Annotated in this window: 19 protein-coding genes; 17 read left to right on the plus strand and 2 right to left on the minus strand. The window is 61.6% G+C overall.

From position 1 onward, the window contains the following. The first annotated feature begins 382 nt into the window (after positions 1-382). The 7 genes from arcD to gltS all read left to right on the plus strand — a co-directional run bounded on the left by arcD (position 383) and on the right by gltS (position 8,590). Positions 383-1,810: an arginine-ornithine antiporter gene (gene arcD / locus NP534_RS06005; protein WP_186657128.1), complete on the plus strand. Its 1,428-nt coding sequence runs from the start codon at positions 383-385 to the stop codon at positions 1,808-1,810. Between the two features lie 32 nt (positions 1,811-1,842). Further along, positions 1,843-3,096 (plus strand): arginine deiminase, encoded by a 1,254-nt coding sequence (gene arcA / locus NP534_RS06010; RefSeq protein WP_033701046.1) that lies wholly within the window; start codon positions 1,843-1,845, stop codon positions 3,094-3,096. Positions 3,097-3,166: 70 nt separating this feature from the next. After that, positions 3,167-4,177 (plus strand): ornithine carbamoyltransferase, encoded by a 1,011-nt coding sequence (locus tag NP534_RS06015; RefSeq protein WP_016485079.1) that lies wholly within the window; start codon positions 3,167-3,169, stop codon positions 4,175-4,177. A gap of 127 nt (positions 4,178-4,304) precedes the next feature. Then, positions 4,305-5,234 (plus strand): carbamate kinase, encoded by a 930-nt coding sequence (gene arcC / locus NP534_RS06020; protein WP_033701047.1) that lies wholly within the window; start codon positions 4,305-4,307, stop codon positions 5,232-5,234. A gap of 56 nt (positions 5,235-5,290) precedes the next feature. Beyond that, positions 5,291-5,659 (plus strand): DUF5064 family protein, encoded by a 369-nt coding sequence (locus tag NP534_RS06025; RefSeq protein WP_274098122.1) that lies wholly within the window; start codon positions 5,291-5,293, stop codon positions 5,657-5,659. A 99-nt stretch (positions 5,660-5,758) separates the two neighbouring features. Next, positions 5,759-7,267, plus strand: a complete 1,509-nt coding sequence (locus NP534_RS06030) for a sigma-54-dependent transcriptional regulator (protein ID WP_274098134.1) — start codon at positions 5,759-5,761, stop codon at positions 7,265-7,267. A 117-nt stretch (positions 7,268-7,384) separates the two neighbouring features. After that, positions 7,385-8,590, plus strand: coding sequence for a sodium/glutamate symporter (gltS, locus tag NP534_RS06035; protein WP_274098123.1), 1,206 nt, complete (start codon positions 7,385-7,387; stop codon positions 8,588-8,590). A 78-nt stretch (positions 8,591-8,668) separates the two neighbouring features. On the opposite strand, the gene NP534_RS06040 is transcribed toward gltS, so the two are convergent. Both NP534_RS06040 and NP534_RS06045 read right to left on the minus strand, forming a co-directional pair. Beyond that, the gene (locus NP534_RS06040) at positions 8,669-9,841 is read right to left on the minus strand and encodes an MFS transporter (protein ID WP_274098124.1); all 1,173 of its coding nucleotides are present in this window, start codon (positions 9,839-9,841) and stop codon (positions 8,669-8,671) included. Beyond that, positions 9,834-10,646, minus strand: a complete 813-nt coding sequence (locus NP534_RS06045; protein ID WP_274098125.1) for an alpha/beta fold hydrolase — start codon at positions 10,644-10,646, stop codon at positions 9,834-9,836. Before NP534_RS06045 ends, NP534_RS06040 begins: the two co-directional genes overlap by 8 nt. Before the next feature lie 122 nt (positions 10,647-10,768). Between NP534_RS06045 and NP534_RS06050 the strand changes: the two genes are divergently transcribed. The 10 genes from NP534_RS06050 to gcvT all read left to right on the plus strand — a co-directional run bounded on the left by NP534_RS06050 (position 10,769) and on the right by gcvT (position 22,761). Then, positions 10,769-11,275, plus strand: coding sequence for a MarR family winged helix-turn-helix transcriptional regulator (locus NP534_RS06050; RefSeq protein WP_033701052.1), 507 nt, complete (start codon positions 10,769-10,771; stop codon positions 11,273-11,275). Between the two features lie 25 nt (positions 11,276-11,300). Then, complete coding sequence (locus NP534_RS06055) at positions 11,301-12,239, plus strand: LysR family transcriptional regulator (RefSeq protein WP_033701053.1); 939 nt, start codon at positions 11,301-11,303, stop codon at positions 12,237-12,239. A 127-nt stretch (positions 12,240-12,366) separates the two neighbouring features. Further along, positions 12,367-13,299 (plus strand): TauD/TfdA family dioxygenase, encoded by a 933-nt coding sequence (locus tag NP534_RS06060; protein ID WP_274098126.1) that lies wholly within the window; start codon positions 12,367-12,369, stop codon positions 13,297-13,299. Beyond that, the gene (locus tag NP534_RS06065; protein ID WP_274098127.1) at positions 13,296-14,777 is read left to right on the plus strand and encodes an AMP-binding protein; all 1,482 of its coding nucleotides are present in this window, start codon (positions 13,296-13,298) and stop codon (positions 14,775-14,777) included. The genes NP534_RS06060 and NP534_RS06065 overlap by 4 nt, the downstream gene beginning before the upstream one ends. 10 nt (positions 14,778-14,787) lie before the next feature. Next, on the plus strand, positions 14,788-15,387 hold the full coding sequence (locus NP534_RS06070; protein WP_274098128.1) for a thermostable hemolysin: 600 nt from the start codon (positions 14,788-14,790) through the stop codon (positions 15,385-15,387). 48 nt (positions 15,388-15,435) lie between these two features. Continuing rightward, entirely contained in the window at positions 15,436-16,629 is a 1,194-nt protein-coding gene (locus NP534_RS06075; protein ID WP_274098129.1) for a multidrug effflux MFS transporter, read from the plus strand. Between the two features lie 294 nt (positions 16,630-16,923). Further along, the gene (gene gcvH / locus NP534_RS06080; protein WP_274098130.1) at positions 16,924-17,307 is read left to right on the plus strand and encodes a glycine cleavage system protein GcvH; all 384 of its coding nucleotides are present in this window, start codon (positions 16,924-16,926) and stop codon (positions 17,305-17,307) included. A gap of 11 nt (positions 17,308-17,318) precedes the next feature. Beyond that, positions 17,319-20,174, plus strand: coding sequence for an aminomethyl-transferring glycine dehydrogenase (gcvP, locus tag NP534_RS06085; RefSeq protein WP_274098131.1), 2,856 nt, complete (start codon positions 17,319-17,321; stop codon positions 20,172-20,174). Positions 20,175-20,235: 61 nt separating this feature from the next. Then, positions 20,236-21,612 (plus strand): L-serine ammonia-lyase, encoded by a 1,377-nt coding sequence (locus NP534_RS06090; protein ID WP_274098132.1) that lies wholly within the window; start codon positions 20,236-20,238, stop codon positions 21,610-21,612. A 27-nt stretch (positions 21,613-21,639) separates the two neighbouring features. Continuing rightward, the gene (gcvT, locus tag NP534_RS06095) at positions 21,640-22,761 is read left to right on the plus strand and encodes a glycine cleavage system aminomethyltransferase GcvT (RefSeq protein WP_274098133.1); all 1,122 of its coding nucleotides are present in this window, start codon (positions 21,640-21,642) and stop codon (positions 22,759-22,761) included. The last annotated feature ends 234 nt before the right edge of the window (positions 22,762-22,995 follow it).

Consider the following 22,995-nt stretch of genomic DNA (forward strand, 5'->3'; position numbering starts at 1 on the left):
CATATAAGCGCGGTGGCTTATATGGGTTAACGCCATAAAAGCTATAGCACTCATAACTGCTTTGTCTATGCCAGCCTTCTGTAAAAATTAGCAGCTGCCCAGCAACTAGGGAAGAAACTGTTAAAACTCGAAATTCTTGTGAAAAATTTGCGAAAGCCTCAAAAACGACTAGCTTCAAGCAGCGCAGGCCGAACAGAGCGTTTGCTCTAGAAGGACATGGAGGTGCCAGCCCACAAGGCCTGCGGCAAAGCTGTCGGCACTCTCCAGGAGCCATGTGAAGGATTTTTCCTACTTCACATGACCATGAACTGACCCAAGTCAGCGAATGGCCCCGGCGTCGGATTTATTCTGTCGTCAACTTTCTCCTGGCAGGAGTTGTTAAATGTCTGATTCATCCGGAAAATTAAAACTTGGTGCGCTAGTTGCACTTGTAGTGGGTTCAATGATTGGTGGCGGGATCTTCTCGCTGCCCCAAAACATGGCGGCCAGCGCGGGGGTTGGCGCGGTGCTTATCGGTTGGGCCATCACCGCGGTCGGCATGCTGACCCTGGCGTTCGTGTTCCAGACCCTGGCCAACCGCAAACCTGACCTGGACGGCGGCGTTTACGCCTACGCCAAGGCCGGTTTTGGTGACTACATGGGCTTCTCTTCAGCCTGGGGTTACTGGATCAGTGCCTGGTTGGGCAACGTCGGTTACTTCGTGCTGCTGTTCAGCACCCTCGGTTACTTCTTCCCGATCTTCGGTGAGGGCAACACCCCCGCCGCGATCATCGGCGCTTCGATCCTGCTCTGGGCCGTACACTTCCTGGTCCTGCGCGGTATCAAGGAAGCGGCGTTCATCAACCTGGTCACCACCGTGGCCAAGATCGTGCCGCTGGTGCTGTTCACCCTGATCTGCCTGTTCGCCTTCAAACTCGACGTGTTCACCGCCGACATCTGGGGCCTGGGCACACCGGAGCTGGGCAGCGTGATGAACCAGGTGCGCAACATGATGCTGGTCACCGTCTGGGTGTTCATCGGCATCGAGGGCGCGAGCATCTTCTCGTCACGGGCGGAAAAACGCGCTGACGTGGGCAAGGCCACCGTCATCGGCTTCGTCACCGTGCTGCTGTTCCTGGTGCTGGTCAACGTGCTGTCGCTGGGCATCATGACCCAACCGGAACTGGCCAAACTGCAGAACCCGTCGATGGCCGCCGTGCTTGAACATGTGGTCGGCCACTGGGGTGCGGTGCTGATCAGCGTCGGCTTGATCATCTCGCTGCTCGGGGCCCTGCTGTCGTGGGTGCTGCTGTGCGCCGAGATCATGTTCGCCGCCGCCAAAGACCACACCATGCCGGAGTTCCTGCGCCGCGAAAACGCCAATCAGGTGCCGGCCAACGCCCTGTGGCTGACCAACGCTATGGTGCAGATCTTCCTGGTCATCACGCTGTTCTCCAGCAGTACCTACCTGTCGCTGATCTACCTCGCCACCTCGATGATCCTGGTGCCTTACCTGTGGTCGGCGGCGTATGCATTCCTGTTGGCACTGCGCAACGAAACCTACGAGCAAGCCTTGGCCGAACGCAAGAAGGACCTGTTCATCGGCGCCATCGCTCTGCTGTACGCCATCTGGCTGCTGTACGCCGGCGGCGTGAAATACCTGCTGCTCTCGGCTCTGCTGTATGCCCCGGGGGCCATCCTGTTCGCCAAGGCCAAGCGCGAGGTTGGCCAACCTATCTTCACCAACGTGGAAAAACTGATCTTCGCGGCCGTGGTCGTCGGCGCCCTGGTGGCTGCCTATGGCCTGTACGACGGCTTCCTGACCCTTTGACCCACGTCTTCGCACACATGGAGGAATGAACAATGTCCGCTGAAAAACAGAAGTACGGTGTCCACTCCGAAGCCGGCAAACTGCGCAAAGTGATGGTCTGCTCCCCAGGCCTGGCGCACAAGCGCCTGACCCCGAGCAACTGCGATGAGCTGCTGTTCGACGATGTGATCTGGGTCGACCAGGCCAAGCGCGACCATTTCGACTTCGTCACCAAGATGCGCGAGCGCGGCGTCGATGTGCTGGAAATGCACAACCTGCTGACCGACATCGTGCAGGACAAAGAGGCCCTGAAGTGGATCCTCGACCGCAAGATCACCCCTGACACCGTCGGCGTAGGCCTGACCAACGAAGTGCGCAGCTGGCTCGAAGGCCTTGAGCCACGCCATCTGGCCGAGTTCCTGATCGGCGGCGTGGCAGGCCAGGACCTGCCGCAGAGCGAAGGCGCCGATGTGGTCAAGATGTACAACGACTACCTGGGCCACTCCAGCTTCATTCTGCCACCACTGCCCAACACCCAGTTCACCCGTGACACCACCTGCTGGATCTACGGCGGCGTCACGCTCAACCCGATGTACTGGCCGGCGCGACGCCAGGAAACCCTGCTGACCACCGCCATCTACAAGTTCCACAAGGAGTTCACCGGTGCCGACTTCCAGGTCTGGTACGGCGACCCGGACAAACAGCACGGCAACGCCACCCTCGAAGGCGGTGACGTGATGCCAATCGGCAAGGGCATCGTGCTGATCGGTATGGGCGAGCGCACCTCGCGCCAGGCCATCGGCCAATTGGCGCAGAACCTGTTCGCCAAAGGCGCGGTGGAAAAAGTCATCGTCGCCGGCCTGCCGAAGTCGCGCGCCGCGATGCACCTGGACACCGTGTTCAGCTTCTGCGACCGCGACCTGGTCACGGTCTTCCCGGAAGTGGTGAAAGAGATCGTGCCGTTCATCATCCGCCCCGACGAAAGCAAGCCTTATGGCATGGACGTGCGTCGCGAGAACAAGTCGTTCCTCGACGTGGTCGGCGAACAACTGGGCGTCAAGCTGCGTGTGGTCGAAACCGGTGGCAACAGCTTTGCCGCCGAACGCGAGCAGTGGGATGACGGCAACAACGTGGTGGCCGTGGAGCCCGGCGTGGTCATCGGCTACGACCGCAACACCTACACCAACACCCTGCTGCGCAAGGCCGGTATCGAGGTCATCACCATCAGCGCCGGCGAACTTGGCCGGGGCCGTGGCGGCGGCCACTGCATGACCTGCCCGATCGTGCGCGACCCGCTCGACTACTAACGACCATCACACCCGGCCGCCTCCACAAGACTGCGGCCGGGCACCTCACCGAATTCAAGGAGACACCGTCATGGCGTTCAATATTCACAACCGCAACCTGCTCAGCCTCGAACATCACACCACGCGCGAGCTGCGCTACCTGCTGGACCTGTCCCGCGACCTCAAGCGCGCCAAGTACACCGGTACCGAACAGCAGCACCTGAAGGGCAACAACATTGCCCTGATCTTCGAGAAGACCTCGACCCGCACCCGCTGCGCCTTCGAAGTCGCGGCTTATGACCAGGGCGCCAACGTCACCTACATCGACCCCAACTCCTCGCAGATCGGCCACAAGGAAAGCATGAAGGACACCGCCCGCGTACTCGGGCGCATGTACGATGCCATCGAGTACCGTGGCTTCAAGCAGGAAATCGTCGAAGAACTGGCGAAGTTCGCCGGCGTGCCAGTGTTCAACGGGTTGACCGACGAATACCACCCGACCCAGATGATCGCCGACGTGCTGACCATGCGCGAGCATAGCGACAAGCCACTGCACGACATCAGCTACGCCTACCTGGGCGATGCCCGCAACAACATGGGCAACTCGCTGCTGCTGATCGGTGCCAAGCTTGGCATGGACGTGCGCATTGCCGCGCCGAAGGCGCTGTGGCCGCATGACGACCTGGTCGAACGTTGCAAAAAGTACGCTGAAGAAAGCGGCGCCCGCATCACCCTGACCGAAGACCCGAAAGCTGCGGTCAAGGGCGTGGACTTCGTGCACACCGACGTGTGGGTATCGATGGGCGAGCCGATCGAAGCCTGGGGCGAACGCATCAAGCAGCTCAAGCCTTACCAGGTGAATGCCGAGCTGATGAAGTCTACCGGCAACCCGCGCACCAAATTCATGCACTGCCTGCCGGCCTTCCACAACTCCGACACCAAGGTCGGCAAGCAGATTGCCGAACAGTACCCGGACCTGGCCAACGGTATCGAAGTGACCGATGACGTGTTCGAGTCACCGGCCTGCATCGCCTTCGAGCAAGCGGAAAACCGCATGCACACGATCAAGGCGATCCTGGTGTCGACCCTGGCTGACCTTTAAAAGCTAGTAGCTACAAGCCGCAAGCTCCAAGCCACAAGAAAGGCGGCTCATAACTCCGACCCGCCTTATCTTGCAGCTTGAAGCTTGAAACTTGAAGCTTGAAGCCATCCACACAAGGACATTCCCCATGCGTATCGTTGTTGCATTGGGCGGCAACGCCCTGCTGCGTCGCGGCGAGCCCATGACCGCTGACAACCAGCGCGCCAATATCCGCACCGCCACCGAGCAGATCGCCAAGATCCACCCCGGCAACGAGCTGGTCATCGCCCACGGCAACGGCCCGCAGGTAGGCCTGCTGTCGCTGCAGGCGCTGTCTTACAAGCCGGACGAAGCCTACCCGCTGGACGTGCTCGGCGCCGAGACCGAAGGCATGATCGGCTACATGATCGAACAGGAGCTGGGCAACCTGCTGGCGTTCGAAGTGCCGTTCGCCACACTGCTCACCCAGGTTGAAGTGGACGCCAACGACCCCGCCTTCAAAGACCCGACCAAGTTCATCGGCCCGGTCTACAGCAAGGAAGAGGCCGAGCGCCTGGCCAAGGAAAAAGGCTGGGTGGTCAAGCCCGACGGCGACAAGTACCGCCGCGTGGTGGCCAGCCCCAAACCCAAGCGCATCTTCGAGATCCGCCCGATCAAGTGGCTGCTGGAAAAGAGCAGCATCGTGATTTGCGCCGGCGGCGGTGGCATCCCCACCATGTACGATGAAAACCGCAAGCTCAAAGGCATCGAAGCAGTCATCGACAAGGACCTGTGCTCTGCCCTGCTGGCCGAGCAATTGGAAGCCGACCTTCTGATCATCGCCACCGACGTCGATGCGGCCTACATTGACTGGGGCAAGCCCACGCAAAAGGCCATTGCCCAGGCCCACCCTGACGAACTCGAACGCCTGGGCTTCGCCGCCGGCTCCATGGGGCCAAAGGTGCAAGCGGCCAGTGACTTTGCCCGTAACACCGGCAAAGTGGCGGTGATCAGCTCGCTGGAAAACATCGAGGACATCGTCAAAGGCACCGCCGGCACTCGGGTTTCCACCGCCACGCCTGGGATCAGCTACCGTTGAATGCAGTGGGCGGGCGCCTGGCGCCCGCCATTTTCGACCTTCCAAAGGAGCTTGCCATGGCCCAGTACCACCCTGGTCATGTACACATCGAGCGCAGCGCGCTGAACACCAATGACCACAGCTATGACCTGAACATCGAATACGAGGCAGCGTCGGATCCCAAGGAAGGCAGAGGCATTCAGTTCCACATGCATGGCAGCATCGAAGGCAAGACGGTGGACGAGAAGTTCTTCCTGCCCAAGGACCAGGTGCTGCCCAGTTTCCTCATGCTGCTGACCCGCAAGGCCCAGTCCTACCTGGCCCCACCGAAGAAATTCGAGAACCTGGGGTCGCCGCACAAGATCTATGACTTCATGTTCAGCGATATTCGCGAAAAACTCGAGGTGAAGTCGGGCGACCCGATCAAGCCTGAACATCTGGAGTAACAATGAACTGGGGCTGCTGTGCAGCCCCGGCAGTGTTGGGCCAAGCCCACCTATCAAGGCATACTACGGCCCTCCCCGGCCATGACCAACCGCCTCCCCATGCGCATCCACGTCAGCTTCATCGACCGCGTCGGCATCACCCAGGAAGTCCTCGCCCTGCTCGGTGCCCGCCACCTCAACCTGGACGCCGTGGAGATGGTCCCGCCGAACGTCTACATCGACGCCCCGACCCTCAGCCCCGCCGTGCTCGAAGAGCTGCACGACGCTTTGTTCGACGTGCAAGGCGTGCAGTCGGTGGATGTGGTCGACATCCTCCCGGGCCAACGCCGCCACCTGCAGCTCGATGCCCTGCTCGCGGCCATGAGCGACCCGGTACTGGCCGTGGACAGCGCAGGCCTGGTGTTGCTGGCCAACCCGGCGCTGATTGCCCTGTGCGGGCGCGAATCGGCCGGGCGCTCGGTGGGCGAACTGTTCGGCGACAACGGCCTGCTGCAAGCCCTGCAGGACAACAATTTCCACCTGCCGATGCGCGAAATGCAGCTCAACGGCCAGAGCCTGTTGCTCGACGCCACGCCCATCACCAATGCTGGCGGCCTGCTGACCCTGTACCCACCTACGCGCATGGGGGAACGCCTTTCGGCGTTGCACCATGACCATGCTGAAGGGTTCGACGCGCTGCTCGGCGAATCACCGGCCATCCGTACCCTCAAGGCGCGTGCCTTGCGCGTTGCAGCCCTTGATGCGCCCTTGCTGGTACACGGCGAGACCGGCACCGGCAAAGAGCTGGTGGCCCGCGCCTGCCATGCCATCAGCAGCCGCCACGCTGCGCCGTTCCTGGCCCTGAACTGCGCCGCGCTGCCCGAGAGCCTGGCCGAGAGCGAGCTGTTCGGCTATGCCCCAGGCGCCTTTACCGGCGCGCAACGGGGTGGCAAACCCGGGTTGATGGAGCTGGCCAACCAAGGCACGGTGTTTCTCGACGAAATCGGCGAAATGTCGCCGTACCTGCAGGCCAAATTGTTGCGTTTTCTCAGCGACGGCAGCTTCCGCCGCGTGGGTGGTGACCGTGAGGTGAAGGTGGATGTGCGGATCATCAGCGCTACCCACCGTGACCTGGAGCACATGGTGGCCGAAGGCACCTTCCGTGAAGATTTGTTCTACCGCCTCAACGTGCTCAACCTGCAAGTGCCGCCCTTGCGTGACCGTGGCCAGGACATCCTGATGCTGGCGCATTTCTTCATGCAGCAGGCCTGCACGCAGATTCAGCGCCCAGCTTGCCGCCTGACCCCGGCCACCCATTCGGCACTGCTGGCCAACCCTTGGCCAGGCAACGTGCGGCAACTGCAGAACGTGATTTTCCGCGCGGCGGCCATTTGCGAGAGCAACCTGGTGGACATTGGCGACCTGGACATCGCCGGCACCTCGGTGGCCCGTGGCCAGGATGGCGAAGTGGCGAGCCTGGAGCAGGCCGTGGCGGACTTCGAACGGGAGCTGTTGCAGCGTTTGTATGCCAGCTATCCGTCGACACGGCAGTTGGCCGGCAGGCTGCAAACTTCACACACCGCCATTGCACAGCGGCTGCGCAAGTACGGCATATCGGGAAAATCATAAGATTTGTTGAAAAATCAGCACGCGCCTCGGAATTATCCTACGCACAGTGCCAATACTTACCTCAGCGTGACTGCGTAGAATAGGGGTGTTCGCCCGTGGATATAAAAGAGCACCCTGATGTTTGAACTCGACTTTTACGGCACCTTGGTAGCGGCTTCTTTAGTATTGTTATTAGGCCGTGGCCTGGTCGCACGCGTGGGTTTCTTACGCGCCTACAATATACCGGAGCCCGTCGCCGGCGGCCTGGTCGTTGCCTTTTGCCTGTTAGGGCTACGGCACTTTGATATTCACGTGCAGTTCGATACTTCCCTGCAAACCCCCTTGATGCTAGCGTTTTTCGCCACCATTGGTTTAAGCGCAGACTTTGCCAGCCTGAAAAAGGGTGGGCGTGTCGTCGCCATCTTCCTGCTCGTGGTGACCGGCCTTCTGCTGGTACAAAATGCCATGGGCATCGGGCTTGCCACGGCATTGGGCCTCGACCCGCTGATGGGCCTGCTGGCCGGCTCGGTCACCCTGTCCGGTGGCCATGGCACAGGCGCCGCCTGGGGCGCGACGTTCAGTGAGCAGTATGGCCTGGCCTCGGCCTCCGAGCTGGCGCTGGCTGCTGCAACCTTTGGCCTGGTGCTGGGCGGCCTGATCGGTGGCCCGGTCGCCCGCCTGCTGGTCAAGCGTGTTCATACCAGCGGCATCGAGCAGGCGCAGCCACAACAACCCAGGGGCTTTGAACAACCCAACGAAGAGCGCCTGATCACCTCTTTCAGTTTTATCGAAACCCTCGCGCTGATTGCCGTCAGCTTACTCGCAGGCTCGTTGCTCAATGGCCTGTTAAAGGGAACTGCATTTGAACTGCCCACGTTTGTTTGCGTCTTGTTTGTCGGTGTCGTGTTGCGCAACGGGCTTTCAGTTTTGGGCGCGTACCGCGTGTTCGAACGTGAAGTTTCAGTATTGGGCAATGTCAGCCTTTCACTGTTTCTGGCCATTGCGCTGATGTCGCTTAAATTATGGGACCTGGCCGCACTGGCGTTTCCGTTCTTTATGCTGCTGGCCATGCAAGCACTGGTCATGGCCTTGTTTGCAATCTTCATTACGTTCAGGGTCATGGGCAGTAATTATGACGCGGCAGTATTGGCGGCGGGGCACTGTGGTTTCGGCCTGGGCGCTACGCCGACCGCCATTGCCAATATGCAGGCCGTGACGCAACGTTACGGCCCTTCGCATATAGCCTTTCTCGTGGTACCGATGGTGGGGGCGTTCTTCATCGATATCATCAACGTGATCGTGATCAAGGTGTATTTGGCATTGCCCTTCTTCACCGCGCTTTAAAGACCCGCCAGCGGTATGCGTGCGGCCGAACTGGCACACACGCTCGGTAACCGGAATAGGCGCGTCAGCCTTGCCGATTCAAGCCTGACGAACCATGGCTTCTTTTTGCCGCAACGGCGGACGCAACAGTGTGCTCAACCCCAGCAGTACGAAGGCGCCAATCATCATCACCGCCCAAGCCCAGTGCAATGAGCTGAGCTGGTCACGCACGATACCGGCGAGCAGTGGCATGCTGGCGGCAATCAGATACCCACCACCTTGCACGAACGCCAACAGCGCGCCGGCCTTGGCCGGTGAATCCGCGTGGTCCATGGCAACGATCAACGAGAGTGGAAAAAGCGCCCCAATGCCCAGGCCCAGACACACGGTGGCCACGGCCGCCAACGCTACCGGCGCGACCATCAGGCAGGCCAACCCTGCTATCAACAGCAAAATGACCCACACCAAGGGGTATCTGCGATCCGCAAAGCGCTGGATCAAGGATGATACGAGCAAGCCGGCGAGCACTTCGGTGACGGTCAATGCCCCCAGCAGGTAACCCGCCTCGGCTGCTGTCCACCCCAACTCGATGTAGAACGGCGGCAACCAGGCCAGCACCAAGGTGTAGGCACCTGTACCAATGCCGAAGAACAGCAACAGCAACCAGGCCCGCGCGCTACGGTAGGGCAATGTGGCCGACACCTGTCTGCCAGGGGTCCTACGCGCTAGCAGCAGCCAGACGATCAGGGCGACCAATGCCGGGACGGCAGCGTAGCCCAACGACAGTTGCCAGCCGAACAGGCCCGCGCCAGGTGCTGCCGTGGCGGCGGCCAACGCAGCACCCGCCATGATACCGGTGGTGAACAATCCCATCAGCATGCCAGCACTTTGCGGATGGCTGCCCTTGAGGAACGCCGGCATCAGCGCCTGAATGATCGCAATGCCGATACCACCCAGTGCCGCTGTGGCGATGAGCGCTTCGGCAGTGCTGACGTAGGCGCGTGCAGCGCAGCTCAACGCAATCAGCACAATGCCTGCAGCCACGCCCGTGGTCTCACCGACCAGACGCAGCAGCCAGGGGCCGGACAACGCGAACACGCCCATCATCATCACCGGCAAGGTCGTCAGCAGGCCGGCTTGGGTGTTGCTCAGCCCCAGGTCGTGCTGCAGCAATTGCAGCAGAGGGCCGATGGCAGCCATGACTGGGCGCAGGTTCAAGCCGATCAGTATCGCCAGCAACCCGACGCAGGCTTTGTTGGGGGTATCAGTCATGATGGAGGGGCTCCTGCAGGAACGCACCGGTTGCCTGGTTGAATGCCTGTGCGAGCGGTACGTTGAATACGTGCCCTTCGCCCGCGAGGGTGGCCAGGCGAGCGTGACCGATGTTGTTGCAGATGGCTTCGGCTTCGGCACTCGGGCTGATCGGGTCAAATTCTGCGGCGAGTACCAGTGTGGCGGCCTGAATACGTTGCAAATCGCCAGTCAGGTCGTATTGCTTCATGCCCTCGCACCAGCGGATCTGGTTGTGCGCCCGTAACTGCGCGGCCTGGGCGTGCCACGCCTGGTAAAGCCGCTGACCACGGGGCGAGGCGGCGAAGTCCGCACCGACCAATGCGGGCCAGCTCGACTTGAAGCGTTTCAGGCAACCATCCTGCTTGCCCAAGGCGGCCGCCCACTCGCTGAGCAGCCCTTTGCGATGTGCAGTGTTCATGCTGGCGAACGTGCCGGCAACGATCAGTTTCTCTACTGCGTGCGGTGCATGACAGGCCATCTCAAGGGCCACCATGCCGCCCAGGGACAAGCCGATCAGCTGGACGCTGTCGAGCCCGAGGTGGTCCAGCAGCGCCAGCATTTCCAAGGCTTGGGCACGGGCGGTGATGCCTTCGGGAGCATCACTGGATGCCCCGTGCCCTAGCAGGTCGGGTACGATGACACGATGCCCGAGGCCAAGCAGCGCGCTGAGCTGCGGCATCCACGCCCTGCCGCTGTTGGCAAAGCCATGCAGCAGGAGCACAGGGCTGCCGGAGCCGGTGTCATGATAATAGTGACGATGCTGTCCATGTATGAAAAAAGCCATGCTGCCTCCTGATCCTTGAGCTTCACCGCGCCAAGATAGCTTAACGTTAAGATTGTTAAAAGGCGCGGGGGTTCAGAAGGTGCGTTGGTTAAAGATTTCCAGGTTCAACGATGAGTGCAGCAATGAACGATCATGTCGATTTCGTCGTCGCGCAGTGGGCGCAGGCGATGCCTTCCGTGGATGTTTCCTCCATGGAAATCTTTGGCCGAATGGCGCGTATCAGCAAGCACCTGGAGCGCATGCGTGCAGAAGCCCTGGCGCAGTATGGCTTCAAGGAGGGCGAATTCGACGTCCTGGCAACCTTGCGCCGTGCAGGGGCACCCTACCGCCTGACGCCAACCGAGCTGTATCGCTCGTTGCTGATAACGTCCGGCGCGATGACCAACCGCTTGACGAGACTGGAAAGCGCCGGGATGGTCGAGCGCATTGCCGACAATCAAGACAAGCGCAGCTCCCAGGTGGCCCTCACAGCACAGGGCAAGGCATTGATTGATAAGGCAGTCCTTACCCATACTGAGATCCAGGAGCTGGTATTGGCCCCCCTGAGCGCCGAGCAGCGTGAACTATTCGCACAGCTGTTGAAGCAAATGCTCGCTCATCTGCCAGGTGAGGGTGCGCCCAGGCAATGAACTGGAAAATTCAGGAGGAATTTTCATGCTTCACAGCAATTACCTGAAGCAATTGGATCTGCAGGACATCGTGGTATTCATCAACCTGCTCGAACTGCGCAGCGCCAAGCGGACTGCCGAATTGATGAATATCAGCCAGCCCACCGTCAGTTATTGCCTGAAGCGCCTGCGCGGGTGCTTCGACGACACCTTGTTCTCGTCTTCGCAAGGGGTGCTGAAACCCACCACCAAAGCGGAAAAGATTGCGCCGTACCTTCGCGTGGTGGTCGAGTCCGTCAACCGCTGCGCCGAGGACGACAGCAGCGCCTCGCCACAAGCACAGCGCAAGATCTGGCGCATCTGCGCGCCCGAGTATTTCGAACTTTCCTTCTTGCCGCAGGCGCTGGCGGTACTGTCACGTACACACGGCAATACCTCGCTGCACCTCGATCGCTTAAGCCGTGACCTGCCGGTGGACCGGCTGATTTCAGGCGACATCGACATTGCCATCGGCTTCGGCCCGGGCTATCACCAGATGCACCCCGAGCTGCAATGGCAACCGGTGCTCAGTGATGATTTCGTGTGCGTGACCAGCCAAGGCATGCTGGCCAGTGAAGAGGCCATGAGCCTGGACGAGTTCTGTGCTTCGCCCCATGTGTTCCCGACACCGTGGATATCGGAAAAGAACATGGTCGACAGCTGGCTGGACAAGGTTGGCCGATCACGCAACGTGCTGGTGCGCGCCAATGGTTATCAGGCCTGCGTGAATATTGTGGCCGCCGTGCCAGCCACGGTGGCACTGCCCGCACGCCTGTTGCCGCACCTGCGCATCGCACCTGGGCTGAAGGTCTGCACACCGCCGCTGGGCTTCCCCAGTTTCACCCTCGACATGATCTGGTCGCGCGATCGCAGCGACAGCAAGGATATTTCCAGCCTGCGCGCACTGGTCGAAGCGGTGGCGCAAACGCTGTTGACGGAACGATGACCCCGCTTTATTAAATTTTCCCAAGGCGTTTAAATTTCTTAAAACCAGCAGCTTGTTCTTTTCACTTACTGTGAGGTTATCGGGTAGCGATGATCTACCTGACCCACAGTTCAAGGAGGAATAAGTCATGCTGGCGCACGTACAATCCACGGTGTTTCCGTTCTATCGACAACCGACACCGTGCTACGGTTTCGAATGTATCTATGCCGTCGACCGCACCCTGCGGGTAGGCGATTCGATCAACAGTGCGACACTCTATGAAGACCTCGCCCACAGTGGCGCCATTATCTACCGCGACTTTGCCGATACACTGCCGGACTTCAACGAGTTCGTCAGCGCGCACTCCGCTCGCGTGACATTCGACCCTGCCCGCAAAGCCGCTACGTCCAACACGGCAGAAATCGAGGCCGGTGTGAATGAAATGGGGCTGCACCGTGAGAACGGTAACTTGCCATTCAACCCCGACCTGCAGTGGTTCTACTGCCTGGAGCCTGCAGCAGTGGGCTCTGAAACGACCCTGTGCGACGGCCAACGGGTACTGTTCGACTTGTCTGCGAAAACCCGAAAGTGTTTTGAGAACCGTGAAATTCGTTACAGCCGGCGCATCCCCTGGAACAATGTAAAACGTTTTCTGAGCATTGAACTGCAACTGCCCATCGATGACATTACCGACGAGCACTTGCACCAGGTCAATCAACAGGTCAGTGGCCAAACCTATCGCCGCATCGATCAGAACCTGATTGCGTCCGAACTGATTATCTCGGCGGTTGAAACCAGTTGCTTCAGCGGCAAGCAAGCGTTTTGCAATTCAATGCTCGGCCCCAGCGTCAACTATGAACCGCCGCTTATCACCTGGGCCGATGGCGAGGATATCGCCCTGGATATATGGGACGAGATCAAAGAAGTGACCGCCCGCAATACGTATAGCCACTTCTGGCAGAAGGGCGACCTGGTGGTGATCGACAACACGCGCGTGATGCACGGGCGCCGGCGCCTGGATGACCCTTCTCGGCGCATATTCGGCGCGCAAAGCTATCGCATTGGAGGTATCGGCCAATGATCAGCCAAAAAATGCAGGACTACCTGGCCGCCACCCCAGACCGCGTAGTGATCAAGGAAATGAACGGTCGCGCCTACACTTTGCACGAATTGCGCCGTGACGTGATGCGACTGGCCAGTGCACTGGAGGGGCGGGTTGGCCGCTGCGAACGCAAAGTGTTTGGCATCGCCATGCGCTCTTGCTACGAGTGGGTGTACACCTTGTTGGCGATTCAAAAAGTGGGCGGTGTGTTGCTACCGGTGCCCATCGAATTTTCCGACGACCAGATCGGCAGCCTGCTGGGCAAGGCGGCGGCAGTGTTCGTCAGCGATGAGCAAACCGCCGGCCGCCTGCACGCTATTCTGCCGGACAAGGCGTGCTTCATCCCCGCGCAACTCATGCACGACACCATCGGTGACGAGTGGCGCCAGGAGGACGAGCTCATCCCGGACGGGATTGTTTCGATCATCCACACGTCGGGCACCACCTCCAAACCCAAAGGGGTGATGATCCGCGACGAGGCAGTCGGGCTGCTGGTCGATAACGTGATGAAGCGTCTGCCACAACAGCCGCTGCACTACTTCTCGATCGTCCCCATGAGTTTGCTGATCGAGCAGGTGCTGGGGGTGTTCATCCCGATTCTTTCGGGCGGCACGTTGACCCTCATGCCCAAAGGCATGACCGAATACGGCGCAGCCAGCGGTAACGCACGGCAGTACCTGCAGCTGATTGCGCCCAACCAGCCGAACTTCCTGTACCTGCCGCCCAAGCTGCTGGAAGAGGCCAACCTGCTGCTCGAGCACTGCTCGGTCGAGGAACTGTTCGGGCCACAACGCCCGCACATCATCACCGGCGGCGCGAAAATTCCGGTGACGGTCCTGGAAGCCCTGGAGGCGCACGGCGTACAGGTGTTCGAAGCCTATGGCCTGAGCGAGAACTCTTCGATCATTTCGCTCAACTCACCGGCGCAACGGCGTATCGGGTCGGCAGGCACCTTGCTCGATGGTATCGAACCCAAGCTGGTCGACGGTGAATTGCTGGTCCGCACGCCGACCCTCTGTGCCGGTTACTACAACGCCGACGATACAGCCTGCGACCTGTCCGACGGTTATCTGCATACCGGCGATATCGCCGAATTTCGCGACGGCTATCTGTACATCACCGGCCGCAAGAAGCACGTGATCATCCTGTCTACCGCACGCAACATCTCGCCCGAGTGGGTCGAGAACGTCTACAAGGAGAGCGCCCTGGTAGACGACATGATCGTCATGGGTGAAGGCAAGGACGAGCCCTGCGCCATCGTCTTGAGCAGCGCCTGCGCAGACTCGGTCCGCCAGGAAATGGCGCGCCTGGAGCACCGGCTCGCCGACTTTGCCAGGGTCAGGCAGATTCGCGTCATCGCTGACATCGCCACCTTCCGTGATCAGTTCTACACGGTCACGGGGCGGCCACGCAGGGCCGAGATCGAAGCCCGGTTCATCGACCAGATGTACGCCTGAGGAAGCCACCATGTACATCGTGCGTAATTTCTACAAAGGCCGATCTGGCTACCGATGCCTGCAGGAAGCGGTACGTGCCCACTACCTCAAGCACTATGGCGCGACGCCAGAGCCACAGCCCGATCTGTTCGTCTGCCTGACCGGCGCCAACGGTGGGGCACCAGGCTATGCCTGTGCGGGGATCAGCTACGGCGATTCCGGCAAGCTGTTCAGCGAGTACTACCTGGATCAGAGCCTGGATGAGCGCTACCACATCGATCGGGCACGCATTGCCGAAGTTGGCGCGTTCGCCTCGTTTCATAGCGGCAGTGGGGCCGGGAAGTACCTGCTCAACAACGTGATCAAGACACTGGCCCTGCGAAATTTCGGCTTGGTGGTACTGACCGCCACCGAACAGGTGCGGCAATTGCTGATCCCCCTCGTAGACACCCTCGAGGACCTGGGCGGTGCCGACCGCAACAAGCTCAGGGACCCTGGCGTCAACTGGGGCAACTACTACGACCACGGACCACGGGTGGTGGCTTCGCGCCTATCTGCGCCGAGTACCTGGGGCAATGCCCCCGCCCTGGCCCTGAGCCAGCCGCATTTCACCTGCCAGGCATCCGCCTGACCACATCTGGCTCCGGGCATGGCCGTGCCCGGAGCACTGGAGGTAACCATGAACACAAGCAAGCGTTACGAGAATTTCATCGTGTTCCTTGCTCCCCTGATCAATAGCGTCGGGGGGATCGCCATCGACCTGTATGCGCCCAGCATGCCGTCAATCGGACATGAGCTGGGCGCCAGCCCGTCGCTCATGCAGAACACCATCACCATCACCTTGCTGTTCTATGCCATCGGCCAGCTATTTTTCGGCATCATGACCGATGCGCGCGGGCGCCGGCCGGCGGTTATCCTGGGCCTGGCGCTGTTCCTCAGCGGCAGCCTGCTGGCCACCTTCTCGACCTCCATCGAAATGCTGTTGGTCGCCCGCGCACTGCAAGGTTTTGCGATTGGTGCATGCCAAGTGGTTGCCCGTGCCTTGCTGGTCGATATCGTCAAGGGCCCGCGTTTCTATGTGGCCATTATCTATCTGAGCCTGGCGTTCGGCCTCGGGCCCGTCATCGCACCGTATGTGGGCGGCATGATCGAGGTCTACCTGGGCTGGCGCTACAATTTCGTCCTGTATGCGGTCTATGCCGTGATCGTGATGGCGTTCGTCTTGGCCGGGCTCAAGGAATCGCTGCCCGCCACTGCCCGTCGCAGTGCCATGCAAACCCTGGTTGGCTACCGGTGCATCCTGGCTGACGGGCGCTTTCGCTCGTCGGTAATCGTACTGGGCGCAAGTTTCTCGGCGTTTTTGCTGTGGAACGTGATTGGCCCGCATATCGTCCAGGAGCGGCTGGGCCACGACGCACAATACTTCGGCACCACGGCACTGGCGGTGGGCAGTTGCTATCTGGTCGGGACGCTGGTCAATCGTGCGTTGATCCGCAGGGTCCAGGCGGCCACGTTGATGTGGACGGGCATGCTGCTGTTCCTGCTCGGCGTGTTGAGCATCGCCGCCATGCCTGCTGGGTTGAACCTGGTCAGCATCCTGGGTGGCATCATGCTTGTCGCGTTCGGCCAGGGCTTTATCTTCTCCAACGCCATGGCCCGCTCCATGTCCCTCTTCCCCGACCGCGCAGGGGTGGCGGCCAGCCTGCAAGGCTGCCTGATGCTGGTATTCGGGTCGCTGGCTTCGGGCATCGTCAGTGCGCTGCCCTTGGCGTCGAACCTGGCGATCGCGGGCGTGTTCCTGGTGCTCTGGCTGATCTCGCTGTCGGGGATGCTGACGGTGCGCCTGCAACAGCGTCAAGCGTCGCCAGCCTGAGCCAGGTGTAGCCCGACAGGCTTGGATGATGTGAATGTATTGATTTCGATACATCGTATTGAAATCAATACACCCCAACTCCGATGTGTATCTGTAAGGGTTTGCCGCGACTAGCGATTTGGGCCGTGGGTGTTCTGTATCGATTTCATTCCATCCCTATTTTCAACACGCCTTCGACTATTTATCAAGCCATTGATTTATAAGCTTTTTATTTTATTGGCCACATTTTTGCTACAGGAAATCCAACAAGTGCGTGGCTAACCACGCCTACCGCCCTGCTTTCGAGGATTTCCCATGAGCGAGTTGCGTTTCACCGAAGATCACGAATGGCTGCGCGTCGAAGCCGACGGCAGCGTCACCGTGGGCATCACCGCCTTCGCCCAGAACGCCCTCGGCGATGTGGTTTTCGTGCAACTGCCGGAGCTGCAGCATTACGAAAAAGCTACCGAAGCCTCCACCGTCGAATCGGTCAAGGCCGCCAGCGGCGTGTACATGCCACTGACCGGTGAAGTGGTCGCCGTCAACGAAGGGCTCAATGACAGCCCTGAGCTGGTCAACGAAGACCCGATGGGCGAAGGCTGGTTCTTCCGCTTCATCCCGGCCGACATGAGCGAAGTGACCGCCCTGCTCGACCAGGACGCCTACGACCGCCTGATCAAAGCCAACGACGACGCCTGAGGAACCACACCATGACCATCAACCTCGGCACCGCCAACGAATTCATCGCCCGCCACATCGGCCCACGCGCCGCTGACGAACAGGCCATGCTCGCCACCCTGGGCTTCGAGTCGCTGGACGCAATGACCGCTGCGGTCATCCCCGACAGCATCAAGGGCACCAGCGTGCTCGGCGCAGAAGATGGCCAGAGCGAAGCCGACGCCCTCGCGGCGCTGAAAGCCATCGCCGGCACCAACCAGCTGTTCAAGAACTACATCGGCCAGGGTTACTACAACACCCACACCCCGGCACCGATCCTGCGCAACCTGCTGGAAAACCCCGCCTGGTACACCGCCTACACCCCTTACCAGCCCGAGATTTCCCAAGGCCGCCTGGAAGCGCTGCTAAACTTCCAGACCTTGATCAGCGACCTGACCGGCCTGCCGATCGCCAACGCCTCCCTGCTCGACGAAGCCACCGCCGCTGCCGAGGCCATGACCTTCTGCAAACGCCTGTCGAAGAACAAGGGCAGCCATGCGTTCTTTGCGTCGGTACACTGCCACCCGCAGACCCTCGACGTGCTGCGCACCCGTGCCGAGCCGCTGGGCATCGACGTGGTGGTCGGCGACGAACGCGAACTGACCGATGTCAGCGCCTTCTTCGGCGCACTGCTGCAGTACCCGGCCAGCAACGGTGAAGTGTTCGACTACCGCGAACTGGTCCAGCGCCTGCACGCGGCCAACGCCCTGGTGGCCGTGGCGGCCGACCTGCTGGCCCTGACCCTGCTGACCCCGCCGGGCGAGTTCGAGGCCGACGTGGCCATCGGCAGCGCCCAGCGCTTCGGCGTGCCACTGGGCTTCGGTGGCCCGCACGCGGCCTACTTCGCCACCCGTGATGCCTTCAAGCGCGACATGCCGGGCCGCCTGGTAGGCGTGTCGATCGACCGCTTCGGCAAGACCGCCCTGCGCCTGGCCATGCAAACCCGCGAGCAGCACATCCGCCGCGAAAAGGCCACCAGCAACATCTGCACCGCCCAGGTGCTGCTGGCCAACATCGCCAGCATGTTCGCCGTGTACCACGGCCCGGAGGGCCTCAAGCGCATCGCCCAACGCACCCACGCACTGACCGCCATCCTCGCCGCCGGCCTCAAGGCCATGGGCATCCAGGTGGTCGGCCAGAGCGCGTTCGATACCCTGACCCTGGCAACCGGCCAATCCACCGCCAGCCTGCACGCAAAAGCCCGCACCCAGCGCATCAACCTGCGCCAGGTCGATGCGGGCCATGTCGGCCTGTCGCTCGACGAAACCACCGCCCAGGCGGACGTTGAAGCGCTGTGGCAACTGCTGGCCGGCGACCAGCCGCAACCCGACTTCGCCACCCTCGCCGCCAGCACCGGCTCGTTGCTGCCTGCCGGCCTGCTGCGCCAGTCGGCGATCCTCGAACACCCGGTGTTCAACCGCTACCACAGCGAAACCGAGCTGATGCGTTACCTGCGCCGCCTGGCCGACAAGGACCTGGCGCTGGACCGCAGCATGATCCCGCTGGGTTCGTGCACCATGAAGCTCAACGCTGCCAGTGAAATGATCCCGGTCACCTGGGCCGAATTCGGCAACCTGCACCCGTTCGCCCCGGCCGAACAGAGCCAGGGTTACCTGCAGATGACCACCGAGCTGGAAGCCATGCTGTGCGCCGCTACCGGCTACGACGCGGTGTCGCTGCAACCCAACGCCGGCTCCCAGGGCGAGTACGCAGGCCTGCTGGCCATCCGCGCCTACCACCGCAGCCGCGGCGAGGCCCATCGCGACATCTGCCTGATCCCGTCCTCGGCCCACGGCACCAACCCGGCGACCGCCAACATGGCGGGCATGCGTGTGGTGGTCACCGCCTGTGATGCCCGTGGCAACGTCGATGTCGAGGACCTGCGGGCCAAGGCCATCGAACACCGCGAGCGCCTGGCCGCCATCATGATCACCTACCCGTCGACCCACGGCGTGTTCGAGGAAGCGATTGGCGAAATCTGCGCGATCATCCACGACAACGGCGGCCAGGTTTACATCGACGGCGCCAACATGAACGCAATGGTCGGCCTGTGCGCCCCGGGCAAGTTCGGCGGCGACGTTTCGCACCTGAACCTGCACAAGACCTTCTGCATCCCCCACGGCGGTGGCGGCCCGGGCGTCGGCCCGATCGGCGTCAAGTCGCACCTGGCGCCGTTCCTGCCGGGCCATGCGCAGCTGGAGAACCCGCAGGGCGCGGTGTGCGCCGCGCCGTTCGGCAGCGCCAGCATCCTGCCGATCACCTGGATGTACATCCGCATGATGGGCGGTGCCGGCCTCAAGCGCGCCTCGCAAATGGCGATTCTCAACGCCAATTACATCGCCCGCCGCCTGGAAGAGCACTATCCTGTTCTGTACACCGGTGGCAATGGCCTGGTCGCCCACGAGTGCATCCTCGACCTGCGCCCGCTCAAGGACACCAGCGGCATCAGCGTCGACGACGTGGCCAAGCGCCTGATCGACTTTGGCTTCCACGCCCCGACCATGTCCTTCCCGGTGGCCGGCACGCTGATGATTGAGCCGACCGAAAGCGAGGCCAAGGAAGAGCTGGACCGCTTCTGCGACGCGATGATCCAGATCCGCGAAGAAATTCGTGCCGTGGAAAACGGCAGCCTGGACAAGGACGACAACCCGCTGAAAAACGCCCCGCACACCGCAGCGGAACTGGTTGGCGATTGGGCCCATGGCTACAGCCGCGAGCAGGCTGTGTACCCGCTGCCGAGCCTGGTGCAAAGCAAGTACTGGCCACCGGTCGGCCGGGTCGACAACGTGTTCGGCGACCGTAACCTGGTCTGCGCCTGCCCGTCGATCGAGAGCTATCAGGACGCCTGAGGCGGTCTGTAGAACTTTGGGGCCGCCGCGCGGCCCCAAAAAGTTCAAAAGGAGGCACACCATGTCACTGAGCGTCTTCGACCTGTTCAAGATCGGCATCGGCCCCTCCAGCTCCCACACGGTCGGCCCCATGCGCGCCGCTGCACGCTTCGCCGAAGGCCTGCGCCGCGACGGCCTGCTGGCCGACACGGTCAGCGTCAAGGCCGAGCTGTATGGCTCACTCGGCGCCACCGGCAAGGGCCACGGCAGCGACAAGGCAGTATTGCTTGGCCTGGAAGGCGAGCACCCCGATACCGTCGACACCGAATCCATCCCCGCCCGCCTGCAGGCGATCCGTGACAGCGGCCGCCTGCGCCTGCTCGGCGAGCACGAAATCGACTTCATCGAAAAACAGCACCTGGCGATGATCCGCAAGCCACTGGCCTATCACCCCAACGGCATGATCTTCCGCGCCTTGGACAGTGCCGGTTTGCAAATTCGCAGCCGCGAGTACTACTCGGTGGGCGGCGGTTTCGTGGTCGACGAAGAGGCCGCCGGGCACGACCGCATCGTCGAGGACAGCACGGTACTCGCCTACCCGTTCACAACCGCCAAGCAATTGCTCGGGCACTGCACTGCACACCATCTGTCGGTGAGCCAGGTGATGCTGGCCAATGAGGCGGCCTGGCGCCCCGAGGCCGAAACCCGCGCCGGTCTGCTGCGGATCTGGCAAGTGATGCAGGATTGCGTCGAGGCCGGTTACCGGCATGAGGGCATTCTGCCGGGCGGGCTCAAGGTCAAGCGCCGGGCCCCGGCGTTGTACCGCCAGCTCAGCCAGCACCCGGAAGCCAGCCTGCGTGATGCACTCTCGGTGCTGGACTGGGTGAACCTCTATGCCCTTGCGGTCAACGAGGAAAATGCCTACGGCGGGCGCGTGGTCACCGCGCCGACCAACGGTGCGGCGGGCATCGTCCCGGCGGTACTGCACTACTACATGCGCTTCGTCCCAGGCGCCAGTGAAGACGGCGTGGTGCGTTTTCTGCTCACGGCAGCGGCAATCGGCATCCTCTATAAGGAAAACGCCTCCATCTCGGGTGCCGAAGTCGGCTGCCAGGGCGAGGTCGGCGTGGCCTGCTCGATGGCTGCCGGGGCCCTGTGCGAAGTCATGGGCGGTACCGTGCAACAGGTGGAGAACGCCGCCGAGATCGGCATGGAACACAACCTGGGCCTGACCTGCGACCCAATCGGCGGGCTGGTCCAGGTGCCCTGCATCGAGCGCAACGCCATGGGCTCGGTGAAGGCGATCAACGCCGTGCGCATGGCCTTGCGCGGCGACGGGCAGCACTTCGTGTCGCTCGACAAGGTCATCCGCACCATGCGCCAGACCGGCGCCGACATGAAAAGCAAATACAAGGAGACCGCCCGCGGCGGTCTGGCCGTCAACATCATCGAATGTTGACCCGATAACAACACCAAGGAGTCACCGATGTCCGAAACACTGCTCAAGACCCCGCTGCACGCCCTGCACCTGGAACTGGGGGCGCGCATGGTGCCGTTTGCCGGCTATGACATGCCGGTGCAGTACCCGCTGGGCGTGCTCAAAGAGCACCTGCACACGCGTGAGCAGGCTGGCCTGTTCGACGTCTCGCACATGGGCCAGATCATCCTGCGCGGCAGCGAGGCGGCCCAGGCACTGGAAAGCCTGGTGCCGGTGGATATCGTCGACCTGCCAGTGGGCACGCAGCGCTATGCCATGTTCACCAACGAGCAAGGCGGCATCCTCGACGACCTGATGGTCGCCAACCTCGGTGACGACGTGCTGTTCCTGGTGGTCAACGCCGCCTGCAAGGACCAGGACCTGGCCCACCTGCAAAAACACATCGGCAGCCGCTGCGAGATTGAGCCGCTGTTCGAGGCCCGCGCCCTGCTGGCCCTGCAAGGGCCGGCTGCGGTCAAGGTGCTGGAGCGCCTGGCCCCGGAAGTGGCCGGCATGACCTTCATGCAGTTCCGCCCGGTGACCTTGCTGGGTGAAGACTGCTACGTCAGCCGCTCCGGCTATACCGGTGAGGACGGTTACGAGATCTCGGTGCCGGCCCATGCCGCCGAGGCGCTGGCCCGACGCCTGCTGGCCGAGCCAGAGGTGCAACCGATAGGCCTGGGGGCGCGTGACTCGCTACGCCTGGAAGCCGGCCTGTGCCTGTACGGCCACGACATGAACACCGCGACCACGCCGATCGAGGCCAGCCTGCTATGGGCCATCTCGAAAGTGCGCCGCGCCGACGGTGCCCGCGCCGGTGGTTTCCCAGGTGCCGAGGCGATCTTCGCGCAACAGCAACAGGGCGTGGCACGCAAGCGCGTCGGCCTGCTGCCGCAGGAACGCACGCCGGTACGTGAAGGTGCACCGATCGTCGATGCAGCCGACCAGCCAGTGGGCGAAGTTTGCAGCGGTGGCTTTGGCCCAACACTGGGCGCCCCTGTCGCAATGGGCTATATCGACAGCGAACATACCGCACTAGACACACCACTGTTTGCACTTGTACGCGGCAAGAAGGTGGCCTTGAAAGTCAGCAAAATGCCTTTCGTGGCACAACGTTACTACCGCGGCTGAAAGCAAGACGTGAAGTGTTTGAACAGGTTTGTCATATTCGATTTCGAACCTGTTCAATAACGAATGAACATGGCGCCAGCCCAGGCGCCATGCCGTCTCCGACAAATTGTTCGGCTATCGGCGAAAGCCCGTTTTTCCAGACGAGCAAGGGCTTGTTTTTTTCTCGGGAGTTGGCGTAGAGTCACTGCACTGTGTTTGCATGGGTCGCAACAGTTCGTGACCTGGGCCAGTAGC

It is taken from the genome of Pseudomonas sp. 39004, assembly GCF_028682155.1.
Classification (GTDB): domain Bacteria; phylum Pseudomonadota; class Gammaproteobacteria; order Pseudomonadales; family Pseudomonadaceae; genus Aquipseudomonas; species Aquipseudomonas capeferrum.

Excerpts from the sequence above, each read along its gene's own strand:
- arcD (WP_186657128.1), top strand. The coding sequence starts at position 383 with ATGTCTGATTCATCCGGAAAATTAAAACTTGGTGCGCTAGTTGCACTT.
- arcA (WP_033701046.1), top strand. The coding sequence starts at position 1,843 with ATGTCCGCTGAAAAACAGAAGTACGGTGTCCACTCCGAAGCCGGCAAA.
- NP534_RS06075 (WP_274098129.1), top strand. The coding sequence starts at position 15,436 with ATGAACACAAGCAAGCGTTACGAGAATTTCATCGTGTTCCTTGCTCCC.
- NP534_RS06055 (WP_033701053.1), top strand. The coding sequence starts at position 11,301 with ATGCTTCACAGCAATTACCTGAAGCAATTGGATCTGCAGGACATCGTG.
- NP534_RS06045 (WP_274098125.1), bottom strand. The coding sequence starts at position 10,646 with ATGGCTTTTTTCATACATGGACAGCATCGTCACTATTATCATGACACC.
- NP534_RS06090 (WP_274098132.1), top strand. The coding sequence starts at position 20,236 with ATGTCACTGAGCGTCTTCGACCTGTTCAAGATCGGCATCGGCCCCTCC.
- gltS (WP_274098123.1), top strand. The coding sequence starts at position 7,385 with ATGTTTGAACTCGACTTTTACGGCACCTTGGTAGCGGCTTCTTTAGTA.
- NP534_RS06050 (WP_033701052.1), top strand. The coding sequence starts at position 10,769 with ATGAACGATCATGTCGATTTCGTCGTCGCGCAGTGGGCGCAGGCGATG.
- NP534_RS06060 (WP_274098126.1), top strand. The coding sequence starts at position 12,367 with ATGCTGGCGCACGTACAATCCACGGTGTTTCCGTTCTATCGACAACCG.
- arcC (WP_033701047.1), top strand. The coding sequence starts at position 4,305 with ATGCGTATCGTTGTTGCATTGGGCGGCAACGCCCTGCTGCGTCGCGGC.
- gcvP (WP_274098131.1), top strand. The coding sequence starts at position 17,319 with ATGACCATCAACCTCGGCACCGCCAACGAATTCATCGCCCGCCACATC.
- NP534_RS06030 (WP_274098134.1), top strand. The coding sequence starts at position 5,759 with ATGCGCATCCACGTCAGCTTCATCGACCGCGTCGGCATCACCCAGGAA.
- NP534_RS06015 (WP_016485079.1), top strand. The coding sequence starts at position 3,167 with ATGGCGTTCAATATTCACAACCGCAACCTGCTCAGCCTCGAACATCAC.
- NP534_RS06040 (WP_274098124.1), bottom strand. The coding sequence starts at position 9,841 with ATGACTGATACCCCCAACAAAGCCTGCGTCGGGTTGCTGGCGATACTG.
- NP534_RS06025 (WP_274098122.1), top strand. The coding sequence starts at position 5,291 with ATGGCCCAGTACCACCCTGGTCATGTACACATCGAGCGCAGCGCGCTG.
- NP534_RS06070 (WP_274098128.1), top strand. The coding sequence starts at position 14,788 with ATGTACATCGTGCGTAATTTCTACAAAGGCCGATCTGGCTACCGATGC.
- NP534_RS06065 (WP_274098127.1), top strand. The coding sequence starts at position 13,296 with ATGATCAGCCAAAAAATGCAGGACTACCTGGCCGCCACCCCAGACCGC.
- gcvT (WP_274098133.1), top strand. The coding sequence starts at position 21,640 with ATGTCCGAAACACTGCTCAAGACCCCGCTGCACGCCCTGCACCTGGAA.
- gcvH (WP_274098130.1), top strand. The coding sequence starts at position 16,924 with ATGAGCGAGTTGCGTTTCACCGAAGATCACGAATGGCTGCGCGTCGAA.